Consider the following 13,040-nt stretch of genomic DNA (forward strand, 5'->3'; position numbering starts at 1 on the left):
TTCCAGCTTAACGCCCGCACCCGGCCCGCCGTGCCCCCGGTGCCCGGGGGGGCCGGGGGCGTGTGCCCGGGCGGCGCCGGTTCAGGAGCGCACAGGCTCCTCGGCGCCGGGTGGCCCCTCGCCCGAACCGAGCGGCATCCCGGGGCCGAAGACCGGGCCCGGGAGGGGACGCTTGGCCGTGACACCGTCGCCGGAGGAACGGTTCCGGAGCCGGCGGACCACCCACGGCACGAAGTGTTCGCGCGCCCAGACCAGGTCTCCGGACCGTGCCTGCCGCCAGCTGCGCTGGGGCAGGGGCTTGGGGGAGAGCGGTTCCAGGGTGTGGTCGACGTTGAGGGAATCCAGCACCATGGCCGCGATCGTGTGGTGGCCCAGCGGCGAGAAGTGCAGGCGGTCCGCATCCCACATCTGCGGATCGCTGAGCTGCCGCAGCGACCACATGTCCGCAATAACGGCGTCGTGGCGGGCCGCGATGGTGCGGAGGTTCTCGTTGAAGATGGCCACCTTGCTGCGCACCCGGCCCAGCACGGAGGAGCCGGTGTCCGGACCGTTGAACAGGACCACCGTGGCGCCCGCCAGGCTCAGGATCTGCACCACCGAATCCAGCTTCTCGGCCAGGGCATCGGGATCCCCGCCAGGGCGGATCAAATCGTTCCCGCCGGCGGACAGCGTCACAAGATCGGGCCGGAGGGACAGGCAGTGGGCCAGCTGCTGGTCCACGATCTGCTGCAGAAGGCGGCCCCGGACAGCGAGGTTGGCATAGGCAAAGTCCTCGTGGCCGCGGCTGAGCTCCTCGGCCACCCGGTCCGCCCAGCCCCGGTGCCCCCCTGGACTCGCAGGCTCGGGATCACCGATGCCTTCCGTAAAGGAGTCCCCCATGGCCGCATAGCGGGTCCAGGGGTGGGTGACGGCGCGGTCAGGTGCATTCTCCATGGCTTCGGTTTCACTCACCTTCATATCGTGCACTCTTCGTGCAAAGCTACGCCACCGTAAGTTGTTACCTTCGGGTAACTGTAAGAATGGAGCCATGACTCATGCCCCTGCCTTCCCCGCCCCCGTTGTCCTGTGGTCCAAGCCCGAGGAGGAGCGCGCCGGCAAGCCGCTCCTGGTCCTGCTGCACGGCTACGGCGCCAACGAACAGGACCTCCTGAGCCTGGCGGACCTGCTGCCGAAGGAATTCGCGGTGGCCTCGGTGCGCGCCCCGCTGGTCTCCGATGCGGGGTTTACCTGGTTCCCGCTGACCGCGTCGGTGGAGTACTCCCTCGAGGCCGTCACGGACGCCGCCGCCTATGTGGAGGACTGGCTCGACTCGGTCCGGCCGAACCACCCGTCCGTGACACTGCTGGGCTTTTCGATGGGGATGGCCCTGGCCACCACCCTGCTGCGGCGGCGGCCCGCGGACTACGCCGCCGTCGTCGGGCTGTCAGGTTTTGCCGTGGACCACGGCGGGGACCCCAGCTTCCGCGACGCCGAACTGGACGGGACGGTGCCGATGTTCTGGGGCCGCGACCAGCAGGACCCGGTGATCACGCCCGACAAGATCGAGTTCACCATGGGCTGGGTGCGCAAGCATGTGAAGCTCACCAAGGTCCTCTACACGGGGATGTGGCACGGCATCAACCAGCAGGAAATCGGGCACGTGTCCGAGTTCCTCACCCATGGGGTGCTGAACAAGTAGGATCACGGCGCCGGGCGGCACTCCGCCCGGCGACCGGCGGGGAGGCTAGGCTCCGGCGGGGGTGCTGATCCGCACGGTCCGGCCGTTCACGGTGACGGTGTCGCCGTGGTGGAGCTGGCGGCCGCGGCGCTCGTCGATCTCGCCGTTGACCTTCACGAGCCCGCCCTTGATCAGTTCCGCTGCCTCCACACCGTCCTCGACCAGGCTGGCAAGCTTCAACAGCTGGCCGAGCCGGATCATGTCGTCGCGGATGGGGATCTCTTCAATTTCCGGGTTGCTCATACAAGCAATGATGCCTGACGTAAGGTGACAGCAATGACGCACACGCCCCGGCTACCGTTCCTCGCCGGGCTGCCGCTCGCGGTGGCAGCGGGGCTGCTCATGCCCATCCAGGGCAGGATCAACGGCGCCCTGGGGGCGGCGCTCGAGGACGGAATCGCCGCCGCTGTGGTGAGTTTCACCACCGGCCTGGTGGTGATGATCGCGATATCGCTGGCACTGCCGAAAGGCCGCGCCGGCCTGGCGCGGATCCTGCCGGCCGTCCGGGAGCGCCAGTTCCCGCCCTATTACGTCCTGGCCGGCTGCATCGGCGGGTTCTTCGTGTTCGCACAGTCCTTCACCGTCGGTCTGCTGGGGGTCGCCCTGTTCACCGTCGCGACCGTGACCGGGCAGACCATCAGCGGGCTGCTCGTGGACCGGCTGGGGATCGGGCCGGCCGGAAAGAGATCCGTCACCGGCATCCGGGTGCTCGGCAGCATCCTGACCGTCGCCGCCGTCGCCTGGGCCGTGTCGCCGCGCTTCTCCGGGGCCGGTTCGGGGCCGGGGGAGCTGCTGGTTCCGCTGCTCCTCCCGGTCCTGGCCGGTTTCCTGATGAGCTTCCAACAGGCCATGAACGGCACCGCCGCGGTGCACTACGGCACGCCCATCGCCGCAACCCTGATGAACTTCATCGCCGGCGCGGTCGTGCTCTGGGCCGCGTGGCTGGTCAAGATCGCCGTCGCTGGACCGGGCAGCCCGCTGCCTGCGGAGTGGTGGTTCTACCTTGGCGGGCCGCTGGGTTGTGTTTTTATCGGTGTCGGAGCCCTGCTGGTCCGCAGCCTGGGCGTGCTGGTGACGGGGCTGGGCATGATCGCGGGCCAGCTGCTCGGCTCCCTGGGACTGGACGTCGCATTCCCGGCCCCCGGCACCGTGGTGGCATTGCCCACCGTGCTCGGAACCCTGCTGACCCTTGCCGCGATCGTGCTCGCGAGCCTGCCCTGGCCCAGGGGCGCCCTGGAGCGGGGACGCTGACGCAGGCCCGCCTGCGGCCGGCGGCACCGTGAACTGGCGGCGCCCGGAGCCGACAGGCCGGTAGGCTAGGAGGCGCAGCTTCCCGCACCGCCAACATCGAGCCACTGCTGTTTGTTGTGTGCGTGCTGTTTTTCGTGTTTACGTCTTGCGTTTTAGCAGTGCCCCGTCCGGCAACCAGCCGGGGTTCCGGGGCTGAAACCGCGGACCGCACCCAGCGGCCCTGTAGAAAGTGGAGTTCCCATGGCAGCAAAATCCGTCCTCGACCAGATCATTTCCCTCGCCAAGCGCCGGGGTTTCGTATTTCAGGCCGGTGAAATCTATGGTGGCTCGCGTTCTGCCTGGGACTACGGGCCCCTGGGCGCCGAGCTCAAGGAAAACATCAAGCGCCAGTGGTGGCAGTCCGTGGTCCGCGGCCGTGAGGATGTCGTCGGCCTGGATTCCTCCGTCATCCTGCCCCGCCAGGTCTGGGAAGCGTCCGGCCACGTCGACGTGTTCTCCGACCCGCTGGTCGAGTGCCTGTCCTGCCACAAGCGCTACCGCGCCGACCACCTCGAGGAAGAGTACGAGGAGAAAAAGGGCCGTCCCGCCGAGAACGGCCTGAAGGACATCGCCTGCGCCAACTGCGGCACCCGCGGCGAATGGACCGAACCCCAGGAGTTCTCCGGCCTGCTCAAGACCTACCTCGGCCCGGTGGCCAATGAGGAGGGCCTGCACTACCTTCGCCCGGAGACGGCCCAGGGCATCTTCGTCAACTTCAGCAACGTGCTCACCACCTCCCGCAAGAAGCCCCCGTTCGGCATCGGCCAGATCGGCAAGTCCTTCCGCAACGAGATCACCCCGGGCAACTTCATTTTCCGCACCCGCGAGTTCGAGCAGATGGAGATGGAATTCTTCGTCGAGCCCGGCACCGACGAGCAGTGGCACCAGTACTGGATGAAGGAGCGGATGTCCTGGTACACCGGCCTCGGCATCCGGGAAGACAACCTCCGCTTCTTTGAGCACCCGCTGGAGAAGCTCAGCCACTACTCCAAGGGCACCACGGACATCGAATACCGTTTCGGTTTCCACGGCTCCGAGTGGGGCGAGCTCGAGGGCATCGCCAACCGCACCGACTTCGACCTCTCCACGCACTCCAAGGCCTCCGGCCAGGACCTGAGCTACTTCAACCAGGCCACCAACGAGCGCTACATCCCGTATGTGATTGAACCGGCGGCCGGCCTCACCCGTTCCTTTATGGCGTTTATGATCGACGCCTACACCGAGGACGAGGCGCCCAACGCCAAGGGCGGCGTCGACATCCGCACCGTGCTCAAGCTCGATCCGCGCCTGGCCCCGGTCAAGGCCGCCGTGCTGCCGCTGAGCCGCAACGAGGACCTGTCCCCGAAGGCCAGGGACCTCGCGGCGCAGCTGCGCAAGAACTGGAACATCGAGTTCGACGACGCCGGCGCCATCGGCCGCCGCTACCGCCGCCAGGACGAAATCGGCACCCCGTTCTGCATCACCGTGGACTTCGAAACCCTGGACGACCAGGCCGTCACGATCCGCGAACGCGACACCATGAGCCAGGAACGCGTCTCCCTGGACAAGGTGGAGGGCTACCTGGCCGCACGGCTGATCGGCGCCTGATCGTGGCGATCGCATACCGTGAATGGCGCGACGGGGATGACCTCGCACTGCTCGAAATCTGGGGCGGACCGGAAACCGAGCAGGCCCGCCAGTTCCGCGGCACCCTGGCACCCTCGGGCAACGCGCCCTGGCGCCGCTGCATCGTGGCCGAGGATGTCGTCGACGGCGTGGCCATCCCGGTTGCGGCCGGCGTGGTCCACGAGGCCTCGCTGCACCCGGAACGGCTGTGGGCCTACATCGAGGTCGACCGGCTCCACCGCCGCACCGGCGTCGGCTCCACGCTGCTGACCATGCTGCGGCACGAAGCCGCGCAGTCGCCGTCGGGCGTTTCCCGGCTCCGGACCAAGGTGGAGCCGGGCACCCCCGGCGCGGCCTTCGCCGAGGCGGCGGGCCTGGCCCCGATCCAGCGTTCCCGGCTTGTCGTCGTCGAACCGGGGGCGCTCAGGCTCCCCGTCTTCGGCGACGGTTCGGAGGCTGCCGCCTCCGAGCAGATCGAGGACCTTGCGACCGGCTCGGTGGAGCTCAGCGACGTCGTGGGCCGGTACTACACGGCCGTTCACGGCTGGGACAGCCCGGGCGAGCTCAGCATCGCCACGGTCCAGCGGCTGTTTTTGGACGAACTCAGCGGAGCCCACGGCGCGATCGTGCTCCGGGCCCCCAAGGCCAGCGCCTTCGGCCACGGGGTGCCGGCCAGCAGGAAGGGCCCGCTCCAGGCCTTCGCCATCAGCTACGCGGAACTTGCCCCGGCAGTGGACGCCGCGGGCAGGGGAACGGCCGGCTCCGGCCAGCCCACCGACGTGTTCCTGGGCCACGAGCCCAAGCTCCCGGCGGATGAGGCGCAGGCCGCTGTCCGGGACCTGCTGGCGCTGGTTGCGTTCCAGCACCCGGTGGTGCTGGAACTGGACGACTCGATGGTGGCGCTGCGCGCCGTCGTGGAGCCCCTGCTGGAGAGCGGCAAAGCCCGCCTTCAGGGCGCCGAAACCCTGGTCGTCGCCGACCCGGCCTAGGCCAAAACGCAGCTGACCCGCAGTAGTTCACTACTGCGGGTCAGTTGCGTTTAAGGCTGCGTACGGTTGAGGGCTATTTGCCCGGCGGCATGACCGGCGGAACAAAATCGAACGTCATTCCGAGGAGCCAGACGAGCAGCAGCACCACCGGCAGGTGGAAGACGAACTGCAGGAACGTGAAGCCGACCAGGTCCCGGGCCCGCAGCCTGAGCACCGCCAGCAGCGGCAGCATAAAGAACGGGTTGATCAGGTTCGGCAGGGCTTCGGCGATGTTGTAGATCTGCACCGTCCAGCCGAGGTTCATCTGCACATCGGTGGCCGACTGCATCACATACGGCGCCTCGACCAGCCACTTGCCGCCGCCCGAGGGGACCAGCAGGCCCAGCAGGGCGGTGTACAGCGCAATCACGACGGCGAACCCGCCGCCGCTGCCGATCTGCGTGAAGAACTCGGCCAGATGAGCGGAGATGGTCATCCCGCCGTGGCCGGTGGCTTTGGTCAGGATCGCGGCCATCGCGGCGTACAGCGGGAACTGGACCAGGATGCCCGCCGTCGCCGGCACGGCCTTGGTGACGGCCTGCAGGAACTTCCGCGGCGTGCCGTGCAGCACCAGGCCCAGGATCAGGAAGACCAGCAGATAACCGTTGAGGCTGCTCACCACGGTCAGGAAGGGCTTGGTCAGGAACTGCGAGACCAGCCAGCCGAGCGTCAGGATACCGGCCAGGATGGGCAGGATCATGCTGTATTCGAGCCATTCGCCCGGGCGCGAGCGCGGCTCCGATTCGCTCGGTTCGTCGTCAAGGTCGACACCGAGATCCTCCGCTGTGCGGATGGCCCCGCCCTGGGGCGCCGAGAAGTGCGCGATCACCGTGGTGAGCGCCATCAGGATGGCCAGGGTGAGCAGTGACTGCCAGGTGAAGATCGTGGTTCCGAAGTCCAGGATGCCGGTGATCTTCAGCAGGGCCGGCGGCAGCGAGGCCGCGGTGGCCTGCAGCTGCGCCGCCGAGGAGGACAGGCCCAGCGCCCAGACGGCACCGAGGCCCATGAACGCTGCGGCGCCGAGCGCGCGGTAGTCCACGGTCAGGTCCTTGCGGCGGGCGATGGCGCGGGCCAGCAGGCCGCCGAAGATGAGGCTGAGGCCCCAGTTGAGGAAGGACACCGACATGGACATCAGCGCCACGAAGCTCACCGCGGTGCGTGCGGTCGCCGGGATGAGGGCCAGCCGGTTGATCAGCTTGGCCACGGGCGGGGAGGTGGCCACGACGTAGCCGGTCAGCACCACCATGGCCATCTGCAGGGTGAAAGCGGTCAGGTCCCAGAACCCGTTGCCGAAGGAATCGGCGATCGACTGGGGCGAAGCGCCGATGGCCAGGGCCGCCACAGCGATGATCATGACGCCGGCCAGGGCGAAGATGTAGGCGTCCGGGAACCATTTCTCGGTCCACGCCGCCATCCGTTGGGCTATGCGGGCGAGACCGCGTTCCTCGCCGATTCCGCTTTTCGTCAGGACTGTGTTTGCCACAGAGGAGTACCTCTCCATTGAGTGCGATTTTGTACCCGATGGAGTTTAGTGACGACCGTCGCGGAAACCGGGCTTATCGGCGCCGGCCGCCTGCGCGCCGCGGGCCCTCGGCCTCATCCAGCTGCTGCCGTTCCTCCTCGGTGGGTGCCCCGCCGCCCAGCTCCGCCGGCATCCACCACGCGCCCGGTCCCGGCTCCAGGGGGAAGTCCGCGATGCAGGCGTCGATCCCGGCCTGAAGGGTCCCGCGCAGCGCTTCGGTGGCCCGCCGGGCATCCTCGGAGGGTCCAACCAGCACCGGTCCGCCGACGTGGATCCGGACCGGGGCGCGCCAGGCGCGGGCCGGGGAGAATCCGTGCCGGCGGGTCATCAGCCGGTGGGAACCCCAGATGGAGACGGGGATTACGGGCACGCCGGCCTCGGCTGCCATCCGCACGGCACCGGTCCTGCATTCGCGCACCCGGAAACTGCGGCTGACGCCGGCCTCCGGCAGGATCGCGATGTATTCGCCCTCGCGGAGTTTCTGCACGGCCGCGTCATAGGCGTGGGAGCCGGTCTCATACCCCACCACGACGTGCCCGGCGGCGCTGACCGCGGGCCCGGCAAACCAGTGATCGGCCGCCCCCTGGGTGACCAAAAATCGCATCTGGACCCTGGTGTGCCGCCACAGCAGCAGTTCGGCGAAGGCGAAGTCGAGGTAGCCGAAATGCGTGATCGCGACGACGGCGCCCCCGCCCGACGCACGGCGGGACGGGCTGTGCGGGGCATCTATGAGGGGCGGCGGAAGGTGCTCCTGGCCGGTGACGATGACCCGGATCTGGAACAGCCGGCACAGCGCCAGTCCGGTGCGGACAATCACGCGATAGAAGCGGTCATTGTGCCGGGGCTGCCAGGGCATGTCAGCGCCCGCCCGGCTGCTGTCCGCCCGCCCGTCCGGCGCCACGCGGCCGGCGGGGCGGCAGCGGCAGGAAACCCGAGGTGGATTCCACGTACTCCCGGTAACCGGGGCGGGCGGACATGGCCTTTTCGGTCAGCGGTTTGCCGGACTTCCCGGCGAGCAGCCAGATCATCAGGGCGGGGGAGAGGACGGTCAGGACCCCGGGCCAGGACTCTGCGGCGACGAGGAAGAGCCCGGTCCAGACGGCGGCGTCGCCGAAGTAGTTCGGGTGGCGGGTGTAGCGCCAGAGCCCGGTGTTGAGCACGGTGCCGCGTCGGGCAGGATCGGCCTTGAACTGCTCCAGCTGCCAGTCGCCGACCGTCTCGAAGACGAAGCCCACGACCCAGAGCAGCACACCCAGCCAGGCCAGCCAGCCCAGGCTTCCGGTGCTGAACATCCCCACCTGGACGGTGAGCGAGACGAAGAACAGGATCACGCCCTGGGGCAGGTAGACCTTGCGCAGTGCATAGATGTTGCGGGAGCCGGGGGCGGAGGAGAGCAGGTCCACGTAGCGCGGATCCTCGTGGCCGCCGCGGGCCCGGACGCCGATGTGGAGGGCGAGCCGGATGCCCCAGACCGCCACGAGCGCCAGCATCAGCAGACGGCGGCCGTCGCCGCCGTGTCCGGCCGATAGCAGCCAGGAAATCGCGGCCACGACGACGAATCCGAGGCCCCAGACGGTGTCGATGACCGAGTGGCGGCTCTGGCGGACGGCAACGGCGAAGGTCAGGGCCAGCAGCAGCACCAGGCCCGCCGCCACCGAGGGGAGGCTGGCCAGGAAGGCGCCGGTCGGGAACTCCGGCATCACAGCACCACCGGCAGGCTGGCGCCGGAGGCGGGAAGGAGGCTGCGGAAGCTTTCCGGGCTGCCCCGCAGATCACGTCCCGCGCTGCCGGCGAAGGAATCGAGGATAAAGCCTGTGGCCAGCGAGTTCCACAGCCCCACCCGGCGGAACATGAAGTGTCCGGCGCCCTTGAGGGCGACGTAGTCCACGGACCCCGCGACGCCGTCGGCCCGGCGGGCGTAGGCGAGCGAGTCCGCGGGACTGGTCCAGCGGTCCTCGGTGCCGTGGACAATCAGGATCCGCCGGCCAGCCACGGGCTCCACCGGGGTTCGGGCATCGAGCCAGGGCGCGAGCGCGACGACGGCCTGCACCTCCGGGTGGTCCGCGACGCAGAGTGCGGTCAGGCCGCCCATCGAGTGGCCGAGGAGAAAAATGGGGACGCCGGGGTGTTCGCGGCTGATGTGGGAGAGCGCCCAGCGGGCGTCCTGAACGGGGGACATGTCCGTTCCGTTCCAGCCACGGTAGCGGTTCCGGAGCGTCCAGACGGCCAGCCCGTGGGACCCGCCGCCGCTTCGGAGGGCGCGGGCGAACGGCAGCATCCGCGCGGGACTCAGGTGCCCGCCGCGGACGGATTCGTAGCTTTTGGACCGCCCGCCGTGCAGGACCAGGGCCACTCCGCGGGTTTCCCCGCTGGCCCGGACGATGCTCAGCACGGCCCGGGCCGCCGCGCCGGGACCTTCCGTGCCAGCGTCGCGGTCGTCTATCTTCCGTATGGCCACGCCGTCTCCTCGATCTTGTCTGTCCATTCCAACCATAGGGCGCTGTGCCCGCAGTTCAAGGCCCGCAACTCAGGGTCTGCGGCTGATCCGCTGTCCTGCTGGCCGGCGGGGCTTCCCCCGGTTCCCGGGACATGCCCACTGACCATTCGGAGCGGCGCCGCCCAAGGATGGGATGGCGGATTGCCGCGGCCGCGGGTTCCCTGCCGCGGCTGCTCGGCCCGGGCCCCGCGGCTGCGCGGCCCGGGGCCCGGGCAGGAACCGGATGCTCTTGACGGAGCAGGGCCGGAAGAGTAGGCCTGTGCTGGTAAATCTCCGGACTCCTGCCGGCTGGGAGCACGGGCCACCGTCCGGATCGGGTCTCATGACACATTTTCCCCGATACAGAAAATGAGACGGTACACAAAATGAACGGAAACAGTTTTGACAGCCTGCGCGGGCAGGTCCGCGGGCGGGTCATCACCCCGGACGACGAAGACTACGACGCCGCGCGTGCAGTTTACAACGGGATGATCGACAAAAAACCGGCCGCCGTGGTCCGGGTATCCCAGGTGGCCGATGTCATTGCCAGCGTCAACTTCGCCCGGGACAACTCCCTGGACCTGGCCATCCGCGGGGGAGGGCACAGCGCCCCGGGCTTTGGCACCTGGGATGACGCGCTGGTCATCGACTTCGTCAACACCACCGGCGTCCGGGTCGATCCGGCACATAACACGGCGAGGGCCGAAGCGGGCGCAACGTGGGCTGACTTCAACCACGCCACGCACGCCTTCGGGCTCGCGACCCCCGGCGGAATCGTTGGTACGACCGGAGTCGCAGGGCTCACCCTCGGCGGGGGCATCGGTTATCTGAGCCGCAAATACGGGCTCAGCTGCGACAATCTCCTCTCGGCCGACGTCGTAACGGCAGAGGGGAAGTTCCTGACGGCCAGTGAAAGTGAAAACAACGATCTCTTCTGGGCGCTGCGCGGCGGCGGGGGGAACTTCGGCGTTGTGACCTCGCTGGAATACCGGCTGCATCCCGTGGACATGGTCCACGCCGGCATCGTCGTCTACCCCCTGGAGCATGCTGAAACGGTGGCAAAGTTCTATCGGGACCACTTGCCGTCCTTGCCCGAAGAGCTGGGAGCCTTCCTGGGCTTCGCCCTCGGGCCCCCGGTGCCGTTCCTGCCCGGGGAGTGGCACGGGAAGCCGGTGTGCGTGGTGGTGGGGATGTGGACCGGCGACCCGGCCGAGGGATCCGCCCGCTGGCAGCCGTTCCTCGGCGTCGCGCCGGTGGCCGGATCCATGGTGGGGCCGATGCCCTACCCGGCCCTGAACCAGGCCTTCGACGCCCTGCTGCCCAAGGGGCTGCAAGGATACTGGAAAACGGCTTTCCTGACGGATCTTAATGACGGTGCCATCAACGCCCACCTCCAATACGGGAGCCGAGTTCCCAGCGTGGAGACCGCCGTGCACATTCACCCACTCGATGGTGCAGTGCAGCGGGTGGCAGTCACGGACACGGCGTTCCCGCACCGGACGGTCAAGTTCGCACCGGTGATCGCGGGAATGTGGAGTGATCCCGCGGACAACGAAGCAAACATCGCCTGGGTACGGGAGTTCGCAGCCGCCCTGCGCCCCTACTCGGCGCCGGGTAGCTACATCAATTTCATGGACGGCGATGATCTGCCCGGAGTCGCGGAGAGCTACGGGCCGAACTACAAGCGCCTGCGGGAGGTCAAAGCCAAGTACGATCCGCAGAACCTCTTCCACGTCAACCAGAACATCACCCCTGCCTGACCGCACCGGGTGATCAGGGCGGGCGCCGGAGGACACCGCCGCCCGCCCCGACGTCGTGCGTCATATCTGCACCCGCCGCCTGCCCGGTCATAACGGCGCCGCGAAACGCCGTAAAGTCTTCGGCATGAGGTTGAACTGCTGATGGGCGCCGGACATTCACACACCCCGCAAGGACACACGGCACCGACGCCCCAGGCGCTCGCCGCGCGGAAGAAAGCCAACCTCATCCTGGCCGCCATCCTGATCCCGCTGACGCTGTTGACGCTCGTGGCGATGGCGCTGCTGTGGCCCTCGGGCAGCAAAGAGGGGATCACCCTGGCCAGCCCTTACGCGGCCGCGCCGGGAGTCACGTTCGACACCGGGAAGATCCAGCGCGTTGTCACCGGCAGCTGCATGGACGCCGTCGCGCCGGAACAGACCGGTCCGGGCGCGGCACCGCAACAGGGGTCCGAATGCACGTTCGCGTTCACCGACCCGGACAAGGGCGGCAACCCCGTCAAGGTGGTCATCAACCCCGACGTCGCCAAATCCCACGGCGTGAAGGCCGGCGACAACATCCGCTACCTGAACCTCTCCAAGGCCCAGAGCGTCGAAGCCCAGGGCACACCCGCCTATATCTTCGTGGACTTTGTCCGGACCCTGCCGATCATCTTCCTGGCGGTGCTCTACGCCGTCGTCGTGATCGCGGTGGCGCGCTGGCGCGGGCTGCGGGCGCTGATCGGACTCGTCGGGGCATACGGCGTGCTGGTGTCCTTTATGCTTCCGGGACTGGTGGAGGGCAAGCCGCCGCTGCTGCTGGCGCTGGTGGGCTCCACGGTGATCATGATCGGCGTGCTGTACTTCGCCCACGGCTTCTCCGCCCGGACCTCGACGGCGCTGCTCGGCACCATGTTCGGCCTGGCCATAACCGCGCTGCTGGCGGCCTGGGCCACCGACGCCGCCAACCTCGCCGGGGTCGGCAGCCACGATTCCGCCACCCTCGCGAACATCTCGGGCAACATCTCCATCTCCGGCATCATCCTGTGCGGCCTCATCATCTCCGGGCTGGGTGTCCTGAACGACGTCACCATCACCCAGTCCTCGGCCGTGTGGGAACTCTGGGAACTGGCCCCCGGGACGTCCGCCCGCCAGCTCTTCACTTCCGCCATGCGGATCGGCCGGGACCACATCGCCTCCACCGTCTACACCATTGCGTTCGCCTATGCCGGGGCCGCCCTGCCGGTGCTGATCCTGGTGATGCTCTACGAGCGGCCGCTGGGCGACGCACTGACCAGTGCCGAGCTGTCCGAGGAAGTGATCCGCACGCTCGTGGGCTCCGTCGGCCTGGTCCTGGCGATCCCGGTCACCACGCTGATCGCCGTCCTGGTGGTCAAAGCAACAGGAATGAAGGCCGCCGGCGCCGGGAACGCCGTCCGCCGGCCCGGTGCCGCGGCACCGGTCAGCGCCCCGGTCAGTGCCCCGGCCGGCACTATCCCGGACGACGCCGGCCGGGAGCCGGAGGGCGATGCCGTCGACCCCGCCGGTGCCTTCGACAAGGCGCCGGCAGGGCGGCGGGGGCGCCGGGCCGCCGCACGGGACTGACGTCGGGTTTCCACATAGCAGGCGCCGGTCGGGCCGATTTGCCCGGCTTTGAGACAATGAA

The 13,040-nt window shown here is 68.6% G+C and carries 12 protein-coding genes; 6 read left to right on the forward strand and 6 right to left on the reverse strand.

Annotation, left to right across the window (positions count from 1 at the left end):
• Positions 1 to 81: 81 nt before the first annotated feature.
• Positions 82 to 957, reverse strand: a complete 876-nt coding sequence (locus ASPU41_RS11915) for an SGNH/GDSL hydrolase family protein (protein WP_069951094.1) — start codon at positions 955 to 957, stop codon at positions 82 to 84.
• Between the two features lie 70 nt (positions 958 to 1,027).
• On the opposite strand from ASPU41_RS11915, the gene ASPU41_RS11920 reads away from it, so the two are divergent.
• The gene (locus ASPU41_RS11920) at positions 1,028 to 1,678 is read left to right on the forward strand and encodes an alpha/beta hydrolase (RefSeq protein WP_069951095.1); all 651 of its coding nucleotides are present in this window, start codon (positions 1,028 to 1,030) and stop codon (positions 1,676 to 1,678) included.
• Positions 1,679 to 1,723: 45 nt separating this feature from the next.
• Here ASPU41_RS11920 and ASPU41_RS11925 read toward each other — a convergent pair whose 3' ends face one another.
• Positions 1,724 to 1,960: an RNA-binding S4 domain-containing protein gene (locus tag ASPU41_RS11925; protein ID WP_024366167.1), complete on the reverse strand. Its 237-nt coding sequence runs from the start codon at positions 1,958 to 1,960 to the stop codon at positions 1,724 to 1,726.
• 33 nt (positions 1,961 to 1,993) lie between these two features.
• On the opposite strand from ASPU41_RS11925, the gene ASPU41_RS11930 reads away from it, so the two are divergent.
• The 3 genes from ASPU41_RS11930 (at position 1,994) to ASPU41_RS11940 (ending at position 5,601) form a co-directional block, all read left to right on the forward strand.
• On the forward strand, positions 1,994 to 2,968 hold the full coding sequence (locus ASPU41_RS11930) for a DMT family transporter (RefSeq protein WP_069951096.1): 975 nt from the start codon (positions 1,994 to 1,996) through the stop codon (positions 2,966 to 2,968).
• A gap of 240 nt (positions 2,969 to 3,208) precedes the next feature.
• A complete protein-coding gene (locus tag ASPU41_RS11935; protein ID WP_069951097.1) occupies positions 3,209 to 4,594 on the forward strand; it encodes a glycine--tRNA ligase in 1,386 nt (461 codons plus the stop codon).
• A 2-nt stretch (positions 4,595 to 4,596) separates the two neighbouring features.
• Entirely contained in the window at positions 4,597 to 5,601 is a 1,005-nt protein-coding gene (locus tag ASPU41_RS11940; RefSeq protein ID WP_069951098.1) for a GNAT family N-acetyltransferase, read from the forward strand.
• A gap of 73 nt (positions 5,602 to 5,674) precedes the next feature.
• Here the strand turns inward: ASPU41_RS11940 and ASPU41_RS11945 are convergent, their stop codons facing one another.
• From ASPU41_RS11945 to ASPU41_RS11960, 4 genes are all read right to left on the reverse strand, one after another.
• Positions 5,675 to 7,123 (reverse strand): short-chain fatty acid transporter, encoded by a 1,449-nt coding sequence (locus ASPU41_RS11945; protein WP_231941061.1) that lies wholly within the window; start codon positions 7,121 to 7,123, stop codon positions 5,675 to 5,677.
• A 73-nt stretch (positions 7,124 to 7,196) separates the two neighbouring features.
• Complete coding sequence (locus ASPU41_RS11950) at positions 7,197 to 8,018, reverse strand: lysophospholipid acyltransferase family protein (protein WP_069952662.1); 822 nt, start codon at positions 8,016 to 8,018, stop codon at positions 7,197 to 7,199.
• A gap of 1 nt (position 8,019) precedes the next feature.
• Complete coding sequence (locus ASPU41_RS11955) at positions 8,020 to 8,862, reverse strand: DUF1295 domain-containing protein (protein ID WP_069951100.1); 843 nt, start codon at positions 8,860 to 8,862, stop codon at positions 8,020 to 8,022.
• Entirely contained in the window at positions 8,862 to 9,614 is a 753-nt protein-coding gene (locus ASPU41_RS11960) for an alpha/beta hydrolase (protein ID WP_069952663.1), read from the reverse strand. The genes ASPU41_RS11955 and ASPU41_RS11960 overlap by 1 nt, the downstream gene beginning before the upstream one ends.
• Positions 9,615 to 10,024: 410 nt before the next feature.
• Here ASPU41_RS11960 and ASPU41_RS11965 point away from each other — a divergent pair, with 410 nt between their 5' ends.
• Together ASPU41_RS11965 and ASPU41_RS11970 are read left to right on the forward strand one after the other, a co-directional pair.
• Positions 10,025 to 11,398: an FAD-binding oxidoreductase gene (locus ASPU41_RS11965; protein ID WP_069951101.1), complete on the forward strand. Its 1,374-nt coding sequence runs from the start codon at positions 10,025 to 10,027 to the stop codon at positions 11,396 to 11,398.
• 141 nt (positions 11,399 to 11,539) lie between these two features.
• Positions 11,540 to 12,979: a YibE/F family protein gene (locus tag ASPU41_RS11970; RefSeq protein ID WP_069951102.1), complete on the forward strand. Its 1,440-nt coding sequence runs from the start codon at positions 11,540 to 11,542 to the stop codon at positions 12,977 to 12,979.
• Positions 12,980 to 13,040: the final 61 nt, after the last annotated feature.

Origin of the sequence: Arthrobacter sp. U41 (assembly GCF_001750145.1) — a bacterium.
Lineage (GTDB): Bacteria > Actinomycetota > Actinomycetes > Actinomycetales > Micrococcaceae > Arthrobacter.